This window comes from Corallococcus macrosporus DSM 14697, from assembly GCF_002305895.1.
Taxonomy (GTDB): Bacteria; Myxococcota; Myxococcia; order Myxococcales; family Myxococcaceae; genus Myxococcus; species Myxococcus macrosporus.
The window spans coordinates 6748982-6766303 of the sequence record NZ_CP022203.1; the positions used below are offsets into that span (position 1 = coordinate 6748982).

The 17322-nt window shown below is 70.7% G+C and carries 13 protein-coding genes; 3 read left to right on the forward strand and 10 right to left on the reverse strand.

Annotated elements, in window-relative coordinates; translation table 11 throughout:
* Positions 1-38: 38 nt before the first annotated feature.
* Together MYMAC_RS27070 and MYMAC_RS27075 are read right to left on the reverse strand one after the other, a co-directional pair.
* A complete protein-coding gene (locus tag MYMAC_RS27070; RefSeq protein ID WP_095960176.1) occupies positions 39-1010 on the reverse strand; it encodes a cysteine hydrolase family protein in 972 nt (323 codons plus the stop codon).
* A gap of 7 nt (positions 1011-1017) precedes the next feature.
* Positions 1018-2463 carry a nicotinate phosphoribosyltransferase gene (locus tag MYMAC_RS27075; protein WP_095960177.1) on the reverse strand — a complete coding sequence of 482 codons (1446 nt, stop codon included), beginning with the start codon at positions 2461-2463 and terminating at the stop codon, positions 1018-1020.
* 113 nt (positions 2464-2576) lie between these two features.
* Here MYMAC_RS27075 and MYMAC_RS27080 point away from each other — a divergent pair, with 113 nt between their 5' ends.
* Positions 2577-4091 carry a TonB C-terminal domain-containing protein gene (locus MYMAC_RS27080; protein WP_095960178.1) on the forward strand — a complete coding sequence of 505 codons (1515 nt, stop codon included), beginning with the start codon at positions 2577-2579 and terminating at the stop codon, positions 4089-4091.
* Positions 4092-4100: 9 nt separating this feature from the next.
* On the opposite strand, the gene MYMAC_RS27085 is transcribed toward MYMAC_RS27080, so the two are convergent.
* From MYMAC_RS27085 to epmA, 3 genes are read right to left on the reverse strand one after another with little or no spacing between them, the layout of a single operon-like run.
* Positions 4101-4838, reverse strand: coding sequence for an inorganic pyrophosphatase (locus MYMAC_RS27085; RefSeq protein WP_013942026.1), 738 nt, complete (start codon positions 4836-4838; stop codon positions 4101-4103).
* A complete protein-coding gene (locus MYMAC_RS27090) occupies positions 4835-5575 on the reverse strand; it encodes a lysophospholipid acyltransferase family protein (RefSeq protein WP_095960179.1) in 741 nt (246 codons plus the stop codon). Before MYMAC_RS27090 ends, MYMAC_RS27085 begins: the two co-directional genes overlap by 4 nt.
* Positions 5572-6576, reverse strand: a complete 1005-nt coding sequence (gene epmA, locus MYMAC_RS27095; RefSeq protein ID WP_013942028.1) for an EF-P lysine aminoacylase EpmA — start codon at positions 6574-6576, stop codon at positions 5572-5574. Before epmA ends, MYMAC_RS27090 begins: the two co-directional genes overlap by 4 nt.
* A gap of 30 nt (positions 6577-6606) precedes the next feature.
* On the opposite strand from epmA, the gene MYMAC_RS27100 reads away from it, so the two are divergent.
* On the forward strand, positions 6607-8331 hold the full coding sequence (locus MYMAC_RS27100; protein WP_170114777.1) for a chromosome segregation protein SMC: 1725 nt from the start codon (positions 6607-6609) through the stop codon (positions 8329-8331).
* Here MYMAC_RS27100 and MYMAC_RS27105 read toward each other — a convergent pair.
* The 5 genes from MYMAC_RS27105 to MYMAC_RS27125 form a co-directional block, all read right to left on the reverse strand.
* The gene (locus MYMAC_RS27105) at positions 8328-10244 is read right to left on the reverse strand and encodes a CotH kinase family protein (RefSeq protein WP_095960181.1); all 1917 of its coding nucleotides are present in this window, start codon (positions 10242-10244) and stop codon (positions 8328-8330) included. The genes MYMAC_RS27100 and MYMAC_RS27105 overlap by 4 nt on opposite strands.
* A 293-nt stretch (positions 10245-10537) precedes the next feature.
* Positions 10538-11599, reverse strand: a complete 1062-nt coding sequence (locus MYMAC_RS27110; RefSeq protein ID WP_095960182.1) for an SPFH domain-containing protein — start codon at positions 11597-11599, stop codon at positions 10538-10540.
* A gap of 198 nt (positions 11600-11797) precedes the next feature.
* Positions 11798-12598: an ABC transporter permease subunit gene (locus MYMAC_RS27115; protein WP_013942032.1), complete on the reverse strand. Its 801-nt coding sequence runs from the start codon at positions 12596-12598 to the stop codon at positions 11798-11800.
* Between the two features lie 3 nt (positions 12599-12601).
* A complete protein-coding gene (locus MYMAC_RS27120; protein ID WP_095960183.1) occupies positions 12602-13519 on the reverse strand; it encodes an ABC transporter ATP-binding protein in 918 nt (305 codons plus the stop codon).
* Positions 13516-15819: an ArnT family glycosyltransferase gene (locus MYMAC_RS27125; protein ID WP_095960184.1), complete on the reverse strand. Its 2304-nt coding sequence runs from the start codon at positions 15817-15819 to the stop codon at positions 13516-13518. The genes MYMAC_RS27120 and MYMAC_RS27125 overlap by 4 nt, the downstream gene beginning before the upstream one ends.
* Before the next feature lie 453 nt (positions 15820-16272).
* On the opposite strand from MYMAC_RS27125, the gene MYMAC_RS27130 reads away from it, so the two are divergent.
* Positions 16273-17271: an RNA ligase (ATP) gene (locus MYMAC_RS27130; RefSeq protein WP_095960185.1), complete on the forward strand. Its 999-nt coding sequence runs from the start codon at positions 16273-16275 to the stop codon at positions 17269-17271.
* Positions 17272-17322 lie beyond the last annotated feature (51 nt).

The window sequence follows — 17322 nt, forward strand, 5'->3', positions numbered from 1 at the left end:
CTGGGTACGTGGGCGCACCCGCGCCTTCTGCCAGCCCGCTATCCTTCCAGCGGGTCCGTGGTCCGCACCACCCGCATGCCCGCGGCCTGGAAGTCCTGGAGCGCCTCCCGGGCCAGCCGGGGGAAGTCCAGCGAGGGCGGCAGCGGGTCCAGGGGCGGCGCGGGCACCGGGCTCATGGCGTCCTCCAGGATGTGGATGCGCCCCAGCTTCGACGGGTCCGTCCGCTCGAGGTGACGCCGCAGGTCCAGCAGCGTGTTCAGCACGCAGTGCGAGCTGGCCTGGCCGAAGACGTAGACGCGGTCGAAGGACATCAGGTGCTCGAAGAGGCGCGTGTTGAACGCTCCCACCTGCTGCCCCTTCACCTCCGTCACCTCGGGAGACAGCACGGAGTAGTTCTCCGTGAGCGGGTGCTCCCCCTTGAGCTCGAAGTGCGTGGGGACGTCGCGCGCCAGGGCGTGGAAGAGGCTCGCCTCGAAGACGGACGGCACCAGCGCGTGGCTCAGCCCGCCGAGCATCGCGTGGAAGGGCCAGACGGTGAGCACGTACCGGCCGCTGGCCTCCAGCTGCTCGCAGTAGGCCAGGCTCTCCTCGTGGGAGCGCGTGGCGCGCCACCGGCCGGAGCGCACGTCCGCCGCGGTGATGGCCGTGAGCGGCGGCGGCGGCCGCCCTTGCGCGTCCCGCCACCAGGACGGATGGAAGACGTGGTGCGCGCGGTGGGTGTCCAGGGAGAACACCAGCTCCGTCACCCGGTCCAGGTGCGCGTAGAGCCAGCGCAGCGCGCGCTGCGTGTCCTCCACCGCGCCGGGCACGAAGAGGCTGGCGCCCGGGGTGCAGAAGGCCACCTGCACGTCGATGCCAAACACGGCGATGCGCGTCGCGTCCTCGCGGGCGGGGCGGATGCGGTGCTCTGCCACGTAGCGGAGGGCCTCCTCGGCCACCTCCGCGCCACGCTCCAGGTAGAGCTGGCCGGCGCGGGCATCCTCGTGGAAGCGGGGCATGGGCAGGGACATGTCGGCCTCAGCGCTGCGAGTGGGGGAAGTGGCGGCGGTGCAGCCCGTCCACCAGCGCCTGCGTCGCGGCGGTGTAGGCCACGCGCGCCTCGGCCGCCGTCTCCTGCGCGCCCACCAGCGACGGGCGCTCCGGCGCGCTCTCCATGAGCGGGAAGTAGCCGTCCGGGACGGGCTCTCCCACCTGGCCGACGAGCCCGATGGGCCCCGAGCCATGGCGGCGGCGGAAGAGGACCGGCTCGCCGGGGATGCTCTTCTTGCCCTCGGCCAGCTCGTTGCCGAACTTCATCACCGGCGTGTTGCCCGTGCGCGACAGCTTGTAGATGGCGGCCACCTTGTCCCGGGTGAGCGGGCAGTCCATGGTCCGCGCGACGATGTGGCCACCGTAGCCGTAGAACTGGGCCGACGGCTCCCAGCCCACCTGCCGGCGCAGCTCCTCGAACTCGCGCGTGGCCTCCGCGTCCAGGCCGTCCTCCAGGATGTTGACGGGGCGGATGCCCAGGTCCCTCGCCCGCGTCACCGCGTAGAGGTACTGGAGCTTCTTGTTGCCGGAGTCGAAGCGGATGGAGTCGTGGTTGCCCGGCTCCTCCTGGATGAGCTGGAAGGCCGCGGGGATGCCGGACGTGAGCGTGTCGAAGGTGTCCAGCAGGTAGCTGGAGCGCTGCGGCCGGCGCTCGCGCATGGCGCGGAACGCGGCTTCATCCGAGCCGTAGCGCTGGATGTGCTCGTGCCCCATGGTGCCCACGGGAATCATGCCCAGCTTGAACGCCCCCTCCACGTTGGAGGTGCGCGTGACGCCGGCCTCCTTGCAGCTTCGCAGCGCCAGTTCGTGCTGCTCCAGGCAGGTGGCCGCGCGCAGGCCGACCTCGAAGATGCGGGCCGGGTCCTCCACGAGGTCCACCAGCTCCTTGACGGTGGCATGGACGCGCTTCGCGTAGCCCTCCGCGTCCACGGTGATGGGCACCGGCTTCACGCCCACCGCGTCGAGCGTCTCCAGCGCGATGGCCTTCTGCTCGTCGCACGTCACGGTGGCCAGCGCGCGGGCCAGCGCGTCCCGGTCCGACAGCGCCAGCGTGGCCACCTGGATGCGGAAGTTGAGCTGGAGCAGCAGCGGCTCCACCCAGGACACCAAGGCGGACGGCCCCGTCAGCGTGAGGATGGGCTCGCGCGGGTAGAAGAGCGCGCCCTTGGGGATGGCGCGGATGCTGAGCTTCTCACGGCGGAGGATGGCCGCCTTGAAGCCCACGCCCATCTCGTAGTCGTAGCGGCTGAGGTAGTCGTAGTCCTCCGCCTTGGGCTCGGGGATGAGCGACTGGACGAAGGCCGCCACGTCCAGGGGCATGACCTGGAGACCACCCCGCCGGTGCGAGTAGTAGAACGTTTCCCGACGAAGCGGCCAGCCCGCCTCCGCCATGCTGAACTTGTAGCCATCCGTCGCGAGCAGCGAGGTCGACATCCTGGGGTCCTTCCTCCGATGTCGCGAAGAGTAAACGCGTCGGGCTCACGTTTCCTATCCTCCCCACGCGGATTCCCCGGGCATGACGTGAAGGCGGGGTTAAATGGAGGCGCATGTCCCGCGAGCGGCCCACCCGACGCCTGCTGTCAGCGCTCGTCGCCAGCGCCGGCGTCCATGGGCTCTTGTGGCTGGCCCTGGAGGGTGAGGCGCCTGTTTCGCGCCAGCCGTTACCGGCTTCGTCGCCTGCCGTTGAATGGGTGGAGGTGGAGGTGGCGGAGGCGCCGCCCTCCGCCGAGGCCGCGGAGCGTGAGCCGCCGAAGCCCGCCCCGGATGAGGTCCGCGCCTCGCCGGAGACTGTCGCCGGCGAGCACCGACCGCCCCCGCCGGACAACGCGACACGGGCGCCTGGCATCGCCCAGGCTCCACCCGTGACGGCTTCACGTCCCGAAACGCCGGACCGAGACATCGCGGGGGCACCGCCCACTGCACCGGCCCCACGTCTTTCGGAGGCATTGCCCTCTGCGCCCCAAAGCGAAACCGCTCCGCCAGAGCCGGCCGCATCATCGGCCCGTGCGGACTCCGAGCGTGACGCGGACTCGGCCCAAGCGGACGCCCTGCCCTACCGCGACGCAGCGGCCGCCCAGGCCAACGCCGAGCGCGACACGACGCCAGTTCGAGCGCCCACCCCGCACGCCCTGGCGCCCACCCCGCCCGAACGTCCCGCGCAGACGCCGCGCCCAGACACGGCCCCCGCGGTCCCCCGCTTCGCGGATGCACCGGTCGCGGGGACACCTCCCTCGGACCTGCCCCGCGCGGATGGCGCGTCCGCCACGGGCGCTCGGCTGTTGCTCGCGGCCCGGCAAGTCACGGCGCTCTCCGGGACGCGCAGCGGCCCGGCGGCGGTGCTCGACGGCGGCGTGGCGGACCCGCATGCGCCCCCTTCCGCCCAGGGGCTGGTGGAGGAGCTGGTCTCCGAAAGCGTGGGTCGAGGCCGCGTGGATCGCGGGCTGGTCCACCCGTACTACGGCCAGCTCGGCAAGGCGCTGATGAAGGCGTGGGACGCCGACCGCGCCGTGAAGGAGCACGGCCTCCAGGGCTACTTCGACATGGGCATGGAGCGCGGCCGGGCGTACTCGCGCATCTGGATGGAGCGCGCGGCGGACTACGGCGCGTCGGGCTCGTTCGCCGCGAAGAACGGCCCGGGCGAGGACCGGCGCAGGCCCATCAGCACGGCCGGAGACCCCACGCTCAACGCGCGCCGGGAGCTGCGCCAGCAGATGCGCCAGGAGTTCCGCACCACGCGCCGCGCCCTCATCCGCGTGGTCCAGGACGCGCGGGGCCAGCTCATCGACGTGCAGCTCCTGGAGCCCAGCCACCAGGCCGAGGTCGACAAGGAGGCCATCAAGGACGTGCGCGCCATGGCGGAGAAGCTCCCCCCGCCGCCGGACGAGGCCGTGGGGGGCCGCTCGCGCCTCACCAGCGTCTGGGAGTTCGAGCTGCTCATCTCCATCAGCCCGCCCGTCCCCACCTTCAGCTTCGAGTTCGACGAAGCGCTCGGCTTCATCGACACCCGCCTGCCGCTGGACCGCCGCATCTACAAGCGCGTGCGGCTGGTCGAGGTCCGCTGAGCGCGACCGTCAGGACGCGCGGGACTTGCGCGCGGACTTCGACCTGGCCTTCGCGGGCCTGGCGATCTTCGCCTCCACCGCCGCGCCGCGCTTGCGGGTGGAGCGCGCCTTCGTGGTGACCTGCGGGCCGTAGATGCGCGCGTAGTCCTTCATGCTGCGCTTGATGACCTCCAGGGCCTCCGGCTGGTCGTAGACCTCGGCGATCTCCACGCTGCGCTTCCCCTCACCGGGGATCTGCTTGTAGGTGAGGAAGTAGTGCTTGAGGCGGTCGAGCAGCGCGCGCGGGAGCTGCGCGATGTGCTGCAGCTCGCCGTACACCAGGTCCGACTCCAGCACCGCGATGATCTTGTCGTCGGCCTCGTCGCCGTCGACCATGCGGAAGCCGCCAATCGGAATCGCGCGGACCAGCAGGTTGCCGCTGGAGATGACCTTCTCCGTCAGCACGCAGACGTCGATGGGGTCGCCGTCGCCCTTGATGTCCTTCAGGCCCGTGCGCTCGGCGCAGCGCTTCGCCACCAGGTCGTCGCAGAAGGTCTGCGGGATGAAGCCGTAGAGCGTGGGGCACTGGCTGCTGAAGCGCTGCGGGCGGTCCAGCTTGAGGATGCCGGACTCCTTGTCCAGCTCGTACTTCACCGCGTCCGTGGGGACGATTTCGATGTACGCGGTGACGATTTCAGGGGCGTCCTCACCCGGGGTGATGCCGTGCCAGGGGTGCGCCTGGGATGTGGTCTGAATGGGCTTCTTCATGGCGTGTCTCCCGAGCGCTTGCAGGCCTCGGCATAGAGTTCCGCGACCGCGTCCTCCAGTTGGCGCGTGAGCGCGTCGCGGTCCTGCATCGTCAGTCCCTGGGTGGGGATGGGCCTGCCCACCACCAGCGCCACGCGCTGGCCCCACCGCACGGCCCGCCCCCCCTTGGGAAGGATGAGCCGCGTCCCCGACACGGCCAGGGGCACCACGGGGACGCCCGCCTGGATGGCCAGCGTCGCGGCCCCCTTCTTGAACGGCCGCAGCCGCCCATCCGTGCTGCGCGTGCCCTCCGCGAAGAAGAGCACGCTCACCCGCTCGCGCAGCGCCGTGACGGCCTCCGACAGGCGGGCCCTGTCTCCACCGCCGCCGGTGCGCTCCACGGGGATGTTGCCCGCGCGCCGGAGCGCCGGCCCGAAGACGGGGATGCGGAACAGCTCCGCCTTGGCCACGTAGCGCGTGTGCTTGTGGATGTGGGCGAAGTTCACCAGCGCGTCGTAGTGCGACTGGTGGTTGCTCACGAAGACGACGTGGGTGCCCGCGGGGATGTTCTCCACCCCCACGGCCTCGTGCCGCACGCCCGCGGCGGCCAGCACCGAGCGCCCCCACAGCGTCAGCAGCCCATCCGCGTCCTGGGGCTCCCGCAGCAGCGACACCGCCGACACCACGGGAGACAGCACGCCGGTGATGCCCACCGCCGCCGTCCCAGCAAAGGCCGTCTGCAGGAGCTTGCGAATCAAACGAACTCGTGGGCGGGGAAGAGGAGGACGTCCGAGATGCGCTGGACCCCGAGCAGCAGCATCAGGATTCTATCGAGCCCCACGGCGATGCCCGCCGAGGGTGGCATCCGCCCTACCGCGTCGAGGAACCGCTCGTCCAGTGGGTACACGGCGCGGCCCAGCCGGCGCCTGAGCGCCTGTTCTTCCATCAATCGTGCGCGCTGTTCCACCGGGTCCGTCAGCTCGGAGAACCCGTTCGCCAGCTCCAGCCCCTTGGCGTACAGCTCCACCCGCTCCGCCACCCGGGCGTCGCCGGGCTTGAGCCGGGCCAGCGCCGCCATGGAGGCCGGGTACTCCACCAGGAAGGTGGGCCGCTCGTGGCCCAGCCCGGTCTCCACCTTCTGGAGGAAGAGGTGGAAGAAGACGTCGTCGAAGGTCTCCGCGTCCCCGGTGCGCACCCCGGCCGCCTCCGCCGCCCGCTTCAGCGACGGGCCGTCCGCGTGCAGGTGGAGGTCCACCCCCGTGGCGCGCAGCACCGCGTCGCGGACCGTCAGGCGCTCGTAGGGGGTGCGGGTGAAGAAGGCCGGGTCCGCGCCGGGCTCCCCCTCCGTCGCGCCGCGCCCCGCCTCCGCCAGCGCGCCCTCCAGGTCATCCATGATGGCGTGGTAGTCCGCGTGGGGCCGGTAGAACTCCAGCATCGTGAATTCCGGATTGTGGGTCGGGGAGACCTCCCCATTCCGGAACACCTTGCAGAGCTGGAACAACGGCCCCGCACCGTCCGCGAGCAGCCGCTTCATGGCGTACTCGGGGCTGGTGTGCAGGTAGAGCGGCCGCGCGGAGCCCACATCCGTCTCCGGGATGAAACCGGCCTCGAACGCGTTGATGTGCGGCTCCATCCCCGGCGTGGGGATGAGCAGCGGCGTCTCCACCTCCAGGTAGCCGTGGGCGGAGAAGAAACGGCGCAGGGCGGAGTAGAGGGCCTGGCGCCCCCGGGCGGCCCGCCATTGAGAAAGATTGGGCATGGGCAGGGCGCAAGTAACATGGGGAACCACATGCACCCAAGGATTCCACTGCTGCTCGCCTTCGCCTGTTGCCTCGTCGGCTGCCCCAAGGGGCCCCCCGCCGATGCCCGACAGGCCCTTTCCGAGAAGCAGCAGCTCCAGGCGGACGTCAGCGCCATGTCCACGAAGGCCGAGACGCTCCTCGAGGCCCAGAGCCGGCTGGTGTGGGACTTCTGGACGCAGGGCCGTCACGTGGACGTCGCCGCCACCTATGCGGGCCAGGAGGCGCTGTTCAGCGTCGAGAACATCCGCAGAATCGACCGGCTGCGCCAGCTCACCGACGACGCCCGCGAGGTGCGCGCCCTCACCGCGCTGCACTCGCACTTCGCCGGGGAGTACCTGTCCCACGCGCTGGCCGAGTACAACGACGCGGCCGCCAACCTGGAGGCCTCCCTCACCTTCCCCATGGACGGGAAGGACGTGCGCTACCGGGACCTGGAGCGGCTGCTGGCCAACGAGCGCACGGTGGCGCGGCGCCGGGCGCTGTACGCCGCGGCCACGCCCGCCATCGAGCGGCTGAACCAGACGCTGCGCCGCCGCGAGGAGCGCGCGGAGGAGCTGGTGCGCGAGCTGGGGTTCGAGTCCTACGAGGCCTTCGGCAGCGAGCTGCGGCAGGCGGACCTGGGCCGGCTGAGCGTGCTGGCGGAGGAGATTCTGCAGGCCACGCAGGCCCCCTACCGCGTGGTGATGGAGCGGCTGAGCCAGCGCGAGCTGGGCATGCCCTTCAAGGACATCACCCGCGCGGACATCCCCCGCCTGTTCCGCTCGCGCGAGGTGGAGGACGCCTTCCCCAGGGGCGAGTCCCTGCTCAAGGCGCACGGGACGCTGGCGGGCATGGGCCTGGACCTGGGGGAGCTGCCCAACGTCACCATCGACGCGCGCGACGTGAAGGCCAAGAGCTCCCGCCCCCTGGCGCTGGTGGTGCGCGTGCCGTCCGACGTGCGCATCTCCTTCAAGCCGGGCACGGGCGTGCTGCACCAGGCGCGCGTGCTCCATGAGTTCGGCCACGCGCTGCACGCGGCCTTCACCACGGAGGCGCGCTTCGAGCTGGCGCGCCTGGGCAACCCCACCGTGGGCGAGGCCTTCTCCGCCCTCTTCGAGGACCTGGCCGAGGACCCGGTGTGGCTGGAGGAGCACGCGGGCGTCAGCGGCGAGCAGCGCGCCCAGTACCTGGCCGCGTCCAGCGCGCACAAGCTGTACCTCATCCGTCACGCCGCGGGCCGGCTGCTGTACCAGTTGGAGCTGCACCGCCGCGTGGAGGCCGACCCGAAGGCGCTGTACCGCGAAATCATGTCGCGCACCGACGACATCCCGCTGACGGACGTGGACGCCGAGCGCTACCTCGTGGACCAGGAGGACTTCTTCCAGTCCGCGGACAGCTTCCGCGCCTGGTTCCTGGCGGGGCAGCTCCAGGCGCAGCTCAAGGCGCGCTTCGGCCCCGCGTGGTGGCGCAACGCCCAGTCGGGCGAGTTCCTCAAGGCGCTGTGGGCCCGGGGCAACGCCCTGTCCGCCCGCGAGGTGGCCCAGGCCATCGGGGAGAAGGGCATCGAGCCGGACGTGCTGCTGCTGCGGCTGGGCACCACGCTCCAGGTGCCCATGAAGCTCAACCTGGAGGGCGTGGAGGACGCCATCCTCCCCGCCGCGCCGGGGCTGGAGGACTTCACCCAGCCCCCACCCGCGCCGGGGCTGGAGGAGTTCACCGCGCCGGCCCCCTAGAAGGGACCGAAGGCCGCTTCCAGGTGCTGGCGCACGTGCGTGGGCCGCTGCGTGGCGAACGCACGCATCGCGTCCACGGCGTAGCGCCAGGACTCCACGGACGCCGGGTAGCCCCAGCGCTCGATGTGCGCGGGCATCTCCGCGGCCACCAGGTCGGCCAGGGACTCCAGGTGCGCGGTCACGCGCTCCTCGCGGAAGGTGTTGTCCAGGTGCCACTGGAAGCGCGTCACGAAGCGGTGCTTGAAGTCCGCGTTCGTCAGCAGCCCGCGGAGCAGCAGCACGGACCACTCCGGCAGCGACTCGTCCGTCAGCACCCGCGCCAATGAGTCGTAGCCCGGGTCGCCGAGGAAGGCGTTGTCCAAATCATAGAGCAGCCAGCGCCAGCGGCCGTCCGTCGCCGCGGGCCCCTGGGCCTCCGGCGCCACGTAGCGCCAGAACTTCACGTTGTTCTGGGGCCAGTCACCGTTCGCGAAGAAGAGCTCCGCGACCTGGTAGTCGATGAAGTCGTCCACATCCATCATCGCCTCCACCTGGGCCAGGTTCTCCGGGAGGGAGAGGTCGTTGCTCCGGACGAAGTCCAGCAGCGCCAGGTAGTGCGCCTCGTCTCCCTCCTCGCCGGTGTCGAGCAAGCCCTCCAGCTCCAGGATGGCCACCTTCTTGCGGTCGATGCCGTGGCGCGACGCGAGGTAGTACTCGTCGTACCGCTCGCGCAGCTCGTGCAGGCCCCAGTACTCACCGTTGAGGTACAGCACGGTGGGACGGCAGGCCTGCAGGTGCAGGGACGTCTCGCGCAGCAGGCCCTGGAGCGCGCAGTCCCGAATCTTGGAGAAGAGCAGGTCCTGGCCCGACGTGCGGACGATGAGGCGGGTGTACGCGTCCAGCGCCTGGTCGGGGAACACCGCCGCGCGGAACGTCTTGGGCCCGTAGTCCTCCTTCGCGTACAGGCGCAGGCTCTTGTGCGGCAGCGCCGCGCTGCCCGAGCCGTGGATGCGCACGCCCGCGCCCTGCGCGATCACCGGCTGGCCGTCCACCTCGAACCACTCCACGTGGAGGGGCCGCTCCCAGTCCTTGCCGCCCTGGTGGTAGTTGCCGTTGCCCCATATCCAGTCCGGCCGCGGGTCCTCCGCGTGCGTGCGCCCGGGCACGTAGATGCCGTGCTCGAAGCCGAACAAGTGCTCCGCGTCCACCGTCAGCGACATCACCGGCAGCGCGCCGTGTGACGCGTCGATGAGGTAGGTCCGGGTGCCGGACGCGCCCACGGGCGTGGCCTCCTGGAACTGCTGGAAGCGCACCACGGCGGCGCGGCCAGCGGGCGTGCGCGGCGGCAACCACCGCCAATCCACCGGCGTCTCCGGCGGATTCGTGGGGATGAGGGAGAGCGGCGTGGGCTCGCCCTGGGAGCGCAGCAGGACCAGCGGCGCGGAGTAGACGGGCGAGTCCGCCCTGGGCGTCGAACCGTCCAGCGTGTAACGCGTCGTCGCGGACCCGGACGAGGGCAGCGTCAGCAGCGACGCGGGCTGGTACAGCGCGTGCGCCGTGTCGAACTCCAGCGGCTGGAGCGCGAGCGACGCGCGGGCCGGCACGCCCGCGCCGTCATGCCCCACCACTTCAATGGCGCGCGTCCCCACGCCGGGCCGCCAGGGGATGCTCCATTCGTCGCCATGCACCTCCGCCCAGCCAAGCAACACGCCGTCCACGTGGACTTCCACGGCCTTGATGTCGCCCTGCCCCTGGATGGTGCCCCGCAGGAAGCCGGCCGCGTTGTCCATGCCGTCAATGGACACGAACGGAGCGGACTGCTCCTCCCGAGGCACGTCGATGGGCGAAGCCGGCGGAGCATCCTCACGGCAGGCGGCCAGCGAAACCGTGAGCAGCAACAGCGCCGAGCGGGACTTGTAACGAAAGGTCCTCAATGACTTGTCTCCCTGAAAGCGCGCGGCCAGACCCCGGCTGGCGCGGGGACGTCCGGCCCGCGGGAGCACCTGCCTCCCGCGACACGTCCCTCCCGTGCCCATGCATGACGCACGCCCTCAAGACGCCTCGGCGGCACGTCCCGGCACGCACACCCACGGCGAACGCGGCCGGCGAATGTATCCCAGTGGACATTTGAGGTCCATGCACCCCCAGCCCCCGTCGCGGGAAAAACAAGGGCCCCCGCCCGGCGTCGGACGGAGGCCCTGGGTGCCGCGCGGGGCGCGGAAGGGAACTACAGGAGCTTCATCAGCTCCGCGCGCTTCGCGTTGTACTCCTCGTCGGAGAGCACGCCGGCGTCCTTCAGCTCCTTGATTTCCTTCAGGCGCTGCGCGGGGCTGCGCGTGTCCGCCGGGGGCGCCGCGGGCGCGGGCTCCGGGGGCCGCTGCTGGTACGGCTGCTGCTGGTGCTGCTGGTTCATGAACTGCTGGGCCATGCCGAAGCCCATGCCCATGCCCATGCCGCCCAGCGCGTTGCCGGCGCCACCGCCGCCGTCACCGCCCTTGGCCATGCCCTCGGCCGCGCCGAGCATCGCCTGGCCCTGCGCGTACTGCTGGAAGCCACCGGCCAGACGCGAGTACGCCACGTCCTTGCCCAGCTTCTTCAGCGTCGCCTCGTCCTCCTCCTTGATGGAGACGTGGAAGTTGCCCATCCGCACCACGGTGAGGCCGTAGCCGTCCACGTGGGGCTTGAGCCCGGCGATGACCTCCGTCTCAATCTCCTCGGTGTACGCGCCGCTCGTCACGTCGAGCAGCGGCCACCGCTTCTTGACGAGCAGCTCCGCGATGCGGTCGCGCGTCACCTTCAGCACCTGGTTCTTGAACCAGCCGAGCAGCTCGTCGTTGCCGGTGCGGCCCATGCCCACCAGCCCCACCACGAGGCGCTCCGGGTCCGTCACGCGGATGGAGAAGTCGCCGTACACCATGGTGCCGATGCCCAGGCCCGTCTCCGGGTCACGCACGTCACCGATGGGGCCGCCGAACTTCACGCCGGCGAACTCCCGGGTGGAGACGAAGAAGATTTCGGAGATGAAGAGGTTGCCGCCCGTGAACCCTTCGATGAGGCGGGACAGGAACGGGATGTTGTTCGTGTCCAGCGAGTGGCGGCCGGGCCCCAGCTTGCCCTCCACCTTGCCGTCCTTCACGAAGAGGGCGACCTCGTCCGCATCGACGGTGAGCTGGGTCAGCATCCGGACGTTGTTCTCCGGATACTTGTAGATGATGTCGCCCTTCGCCGAGTCCGCCCGGGCGATGAAGTTGCGCTTCGCCTCACCCTTGATGCTGTCGAAGATACCCATTGCCAGTCAGCGCCTCCGTGGCCGCGGTGGCGGCCGGTCAACCCGCGCCGCCGCCTCAACCCCTTTTAAGAGCATGGCATCCGGGACGAAAGCGCGCGCGCTCGCGTACCGTCACCTGCTCGCAACATGCCAGTTTCACTGGCGAAAGCCTAGCCGCTCGGCCGGCCGGATGCCCTGGAAAGCGACAGCCGGCGTCCGCTAGCCCCAGCGGCTCACCAGCCGCTCCCGATCCAACAGGCGGATACTGGCCCACAGCAGGAAGGCGTCCAGCACCAGCACCACCGCGCCCTGGAGCAGGTAGTAGCCGAAGCCCGCCTTGAGGACGCCGGCCACCTGCCCGCCCACCATGCCGACGATGGGCAGCACCACCAGCGCGGAGAGCTGCTGGGCCATGCGCGCCTCGCTCACCCGGGCGGAGATGAGCACCGCCACCCCGTTGCCGAAGAAGGCGAACAGCGGCGCGATGACGAACACGCCGAAGGTCCACAGCGCGTTCGGCATCAGCGGCATCTTCACCAGCGGCCACGCGACGATGTCCACGCCCACGCAGAACAGGACGAAGGCCGTCCACGTAATCGCCACGGACGGCACCAGCGCCGCCAGGCTCTTGCCCGTCACCAGCTCCGCCGCCGTCACCGGCGAGGACAGGAGCGGCTCCAGCGTGCGCCGCTCCTTCTCCCCCGCCACGCTCTGGGACGCGATGAGGATGGGCACGAACACCGGCATCACCAGGAACATGCCGAACCAGTCGGTGAGCGTCTTGTCGATGAGGAAGCGCGCGGCGCTGGCGCCCAGCGGCAGCGCGGGGTCATAGAAGAGCGCCACGCTGCGCAGGTCCGCGTGGTTGGGCGTGCGCACGTACGTCCACACCACGCCAATGGGCACCAGCACCATGACGGTGGGCAGCACCGCCATGGACACCAGCAGGCCCAGGTTCTTTCGCAGGTCCAGGAAGTCCTTCCAGAACACCGCCAGGGCCCGCTTCGGACGAAACGCCATGGGCTACCCCCTCCCTTCGCGCAGCAGCTCCAGGTAGACCTCTTCCAGGGGACGCTGCGTGGGCACCGCGCTGTGCACCCGCGCGCCCGCGCCCACCAGGCAGGCCACCACGTCGGGCGCTTGCGCGTCCTCCGCCAGCATGACGCGCAGCTTCTGCCCCTCCGCCAGGACGTTGGGCGCGAAGGGGAGCTGGGCCAGCGCGCCGCGGAAGCGCTCCGCCTCCCCTTCCACGCGCACCTCCAGCGCCTGCCCCGCGTGCCGCAGCTCGCGGACCGGGCCCATGGCCAGCAGGCGGCGCTTCACCACCGCCACGCGCTCGCACAGCCGCTCCACCTCCGCCAGGTTGTGCGAGCACAGGACGATGGTGCGCCCCTCCGACGCCAGCTCCGCCACCGCGTCGCGCACGGTGCGCGCGGACTCCGGGTCCAGGCCGCTGGTGGGCTCGTCCAGGAAGATGACCTTCGGGTCGTGCACCAGCGTCCGGACGATGGCCAGCTTCTGGCGCATGCCCTTGGAGAAGCCGCCCACCGGCTCCGCTTCACGGCCGCCCAGACCGAAGCGCTCCAGGTAGTGCCGGGCCCGGGGCCAGGCCGCGGACTCATCCAGCTCATGCAGCTTCATGAAGAAGCGCAGGTTCTCCCGCGCGGTGAGCCGGTCGTAGAGCCCGGGCTGCTCGGTGAGCAGGCCCACCACCTTGCGCAGCGGCTCGCCGTCCCGGTCCACGTGGTGGCCCCACACGGTGGCCTCGCCCTCGGTGGGCCGCAGCAGCCCCGTGAGCATGCGCACCGTGGTCGTCTTCCCCGCGCCGTTGGGCCCCAAGAGGCCGAACACCTCTCCGGGCCGCACGTGGAAGGACAGCGCCTCCACGGCCACCCGGTCTCCGAAGCGCTTGCCCAACCCCTGGACGTGGATGCCGCTCAATCGATGGTCACCAGGACGAACTTGTTGTTGATGTCGCGGTCCACCGGCGTGACGACCTTGCCCGAGCCCACCGCGGTGCGCAGCAGGTTGAGCCGGTTGTGCTCCACCAGCGCCCATTCCCGGCCGGGGCGCTGGGCCAGGGCGCGCAGGCGCGCGTTGGCGTCCGACGCGCGGTACTGCTCCACCGTGTTCTGCGAGTAGAGCGTCTCGCCGCGCCAGTTCATCATGTACGCGATGATGGGCTCGCCCGGCTGGCGCTGCGCGTAGTACCGCCAGAAGAGGTCGCGCTGCGTCCAGTGGTGGGACAGGTCCACCCAGTGGCTCCAGTTGAACCAGAGCGCCATGCCCGCGGCCAGCACCCAGAAGGTGCCGAACAGCATCGCCCGCGCGCGCATCAGCGCCGCCACCACTGCCATGCCGCCGGCCACCGCGAAGGTGAAGCCCAGCGTCTTCTTGATGTTGACGGGCTCCGACAGCGCCTTGAGCAGCGAGTCCTCCACCGCCGGCTGGCGGAAGCCCCGCACCGCGAACGCGATGCCCACCACCGCCAGCACGCCGGCCAGCGACTGGAGCGACGCGCGCCCCTCCGCGCCCGGCCGCAGGGACTCCCATGCCAGGTAGCCGGCCACCGCCAGCACCGCCACGCCCACCAGCGCCTTGGCGGACACCTGCGACTGGGCGCTCACCGCGCCCAGGGTGGCCACGCCGCCCAGCAGCAACAGCAGCGCCACGGCGCGCGCGCTCGGCGTCGTCCGGGCCCGCCCCCTGGCGGAGAAGGCGTCGAAGGACAGGTAGACGCCGACGGCCAGCAGCACCAGCGTCACCAGATCTCCCGTCCACAGCGGGCGCGAGGTGAAGAAGGCGATGGGCTTCGTCACCAGGTCCTGCGGGTAGGGCCGGTCATAGTTGTAGACGAACAGGTCGGTGAAGATCTTCGGGTTCTCCGCGATGTTCTTCCCCACCAGGATGAAGAGCATCAGCCCGAAGATGAGGCTCACCGCGTGCGTGGAGATGCCCTCCTCCCAGAGCTTGTCGATGAACAGCGCCAGGAGGACGGCCACGCCCGGCAGCACCGGGAAGACGTAGTGGTGGAACTTGGTGGCGCTGGACGACAGCAGCCAGAAGGAGAAGGCCACCCACAGCACCGCGATGATGGCCAGGTGGTCCGCCGCCTTCTCCGAGCGCAGCTTCAGCCGCGCCACCACCGCGAAGGCGCCGGGCAGCAGCGCCACCCAGGGGAAGATGGCGAAGCCGCCCTGCTCGATGAAGTAGATGAACGTGCCGCCCGGCGTGGTGGTGTGCACGCCCGCCGTGAGGCGGTTGAGGTGGTCGTGGACGAAGAAGCGGTACCAGAAGAGCTTGCCCTCGTCGTCCACCGAGCCGAACAGCGACAGCGTCAGGTACCAGGGGCCCGCCACCGCGAAGAAGACGAGGACGCCCGTGCCCAGGTGCATCTTGTACATCTGCCCCCACAGCACCGGCATGGGCTGACGGCCCTCGCGCACGTCCTTGCGGAAGCGGGACTGCGTGAGCCACTTCAGGTGCGCGTCCAGGCTGGCGCTGTCCCACGGGATGACGGACAGGGCCGCGTAGAGCACCAGGATGACGGCGGGCAGGCCCACGCCCAGGATGCCCTTGGCCAGGGAGGACAGGCCGGCGAAGAAGTAGAAGCCGTACCACCAGGCGGCGCGGTGCCTGGTCGTCGGGTCGAGCTGGCCGATGAGCGCGCACGACATGGCGCAGATGAACGTCGTGACGAAGGGCGTGTCCGTCACCGTCTGGCGCGTGAGCAGGAAGTACAGCGGCATGGTGGCCAGCACGAAGCCGGTGGCCAGGCCCGCGCGCCGGGACACCACGCGCGCCACCGCGAGCGACAACAGCGCCACCGCGGTGATGCTCAGGAGCGCGAAGGGCATCCGCATGCCCCACTCCGTGTAGAGGCCCAGCCTGCCGACGGGGTTCACCGCGCCCACGGCGTTCATCCCCAGCGCCTGCATCCACATGGTGAGCGGCGGCTTGGAGAAGAACCACGAGCCTTCCCAGAAGGGATACACGTAGTCCTGGCGGACAATCATCATCCGCGCGACTTCACCGTAGTGCGTCTCCCAGCAGTCCCAGAGCCCCACCGCGCCCAGGTAGGGAAGGAAGAGCAGGGCCGCGAAGCCCGCCGTGGCCGTCACGACGCGCAGGCTGAGGGACAGCTCCAGCCACCGCTTCGCCCACTTCGCCTGGAAGAAGTCCTTGCCGAGGATGGCCTCGCTGAAGGTCTGCTCCCGCTGCTGTTCGACTTCGCTCTCCACGGACTGAAGCTCCTTGAGTCATTCCGGGCGGTGGGCGGCCCACCCTCGGCAGGACGCGGCGTTATATCCCCGTGGCCCCCTCCGGTCGACCACCGCCCGTGGCCTGTGACGTGCGCCTGACTCGGCCCCCTCGGTCAGGGGGCTGTCCGCGACAAAGACGCCAACCCCGCGAAAGCACGGCGCCCCGGCAGGGCACGCGGCTTCAAACGCCCGGGCCAGTCGCTGCTTCCCGAGGCCGACGGGAGGCGGCCGCCGGGGAGACCTCATGCTCGCCCCAGCGGTGGTCTACGCCCTCCTGCTCGCGCGGCCAGGGAGCGAGGCGCCCGTTCACCGGGACGCGGGGCTCGGGCGCGCGCCCCCGGCGCCGTCGAGGACCGGCCCGCGGTACTGTCAGCCCGCTGAAGGGGCCTCGTCACCAGGGGCCCCGGCCTGTCGCCGTGGAAAGGAGGGCATATGGAGCGGAAGCTTGTTTCGATTCAGCGCATCGACCACCTGGAGCCCGTGTCCGGAGCGGACACCCTCCTGAAGGCGCGCGTCATGGGCTGGGACGTCGTCGTGAAGAAGGGCGAGTTCGCCGTCGGCGACGCCTGTGTCTTCTTCGAAATCGACAGCCTCCTGCCAGAGGGCCGGCCCTGGGCCGAGTTCCTCCGGCCCCGGGGCTTCCGGGTGAAGACGGCGCGGCTCCGGGGCGTGCTGTCCCAGGGGCTGGCCCTGCCCACCTCCATCCTTCCCAGCACGGTGCCCGCCGTCGGGACGGACGTGCGCGACGCTCTCGGGGTCGTGAAGTTCGAGCCGGCGCTGCCGGACACGCGCGAGGTCGCCGGGCCGTTTCCGGGGCAGGTGCCGAAGACGGACGAAGTCCGGGTGCAGTCGGCGCTCGGCGTCCTCGATGAGCTTCGCGGCCACGACTTCTTCGTGACGACGAAGCTCGACGGGACGTCCGGGACGTTCTTCCGCACGCTCGACGGCGAGCTGGTGGCCTGCTCGCGAAACTGGGCCCTGAAGCGAGGGCCGAACCCGGTCTGGCGGATGGCGGAGAAGTACGCGCTCGACACCGTGCTCCCGCCGGGCTTCGCGGTGCAGGGCGAGCTGTGCGGGCCCGGCATCCAGAAGAACCGCCTGGGCCTGGACGCGCTGGAGCTGTTCATCTTCAGCGTGCATGACACGCGGACCGGCGTGTTCCTCGGGCACGAGGACTTCATCGCGTTCTGCGCGGAGCACGGCCTGCGCACCGTGCCGGTGGAGCACGTCGTCACCGGCGAGGCGGCGCGCGCGTTCGACCACGGCCTGGAGCACTACCTGAAGCTGGCGCAGGGCCACTACCCGGGCACGAAGCAGCGGAAGGAAGGCATCGTGGTGAGGCCGCTCGTCGAACGGCTCTCCCCCACGCTCGGCGGCAGGCTGTCGTTCAAGGTCATCAACAACGACTTCCTGCTCAAGGACGAGGACTGAGTGAAGCCCGGCGCCCGGGTGCTCCCCCCAAGGAGCGCCCGGGGCCGGGAA

Coding starts and splice junctions, on each gene's coding strand:
- MYMAC_RS27130 (WP_095960185.1), top strand. CDS start 16,273: ATGGAGCGGAAGCTTGTTTCGATTCAGCGCATCGACCACCTGGAGCCC.
- MYMAC_RS27070 (WP_095960176.1), bottom strand. CDS start 1,010: ATGTCCCTGCCCATGCCCCGCTTCCACGAGGATGCCCGCGCCGGCCAG.
- MYMAC_RS27100 (WP_170114777.1), top strand. CDS start 6,607: ATGCACCCAAGGATTCCACTGCTGCTCGCCTTCGCCTGTTGCCTCGTC.
- MYMAC_RS27080 (WP_095960178.1), top strand. CDS start 2,577: ATGTCCCGCGAGCGGCCCACCCGACGCCTGCTGTCAGCGCTCGTCGCC.
- MYMAC_RS27110 (WP_095960182.1), bottom strand. CDS start 11,599: ATGGGTATCTTCGACAGCATCAAGGGTGAGGCGAAGCGCAACTTCATC.
- epmA (WP_013942028.1), bottom strand. CDS start 6,576: ATGCCCAATCTTTCTCAATGGCGGGCCGCCCGGGGGCGCCAGGCCCTC.
- MYMAC_RS27075 (WP_095960177.1), bottom strand. CDS start 2,463: ATGTCGACCTCGCTGCTCGCGACGGATGGCTACAAGTTCAGCATGGCG.
- MYMAC_RS27115 (WP_013942032.1), bottom strand. CDS start 12,598: ATGGCGTTTCGTCCGAAGCGGGCCCTGGCGGTGTTCTGGAAGGACTTC.
- MYMAC_RS27085 (WP_013942026.1), bottom strand. CDS start 4,838: ATGAAGAAGCCCATTCAGACCACATCCCAGGCGCACCCCTGGCACGGC.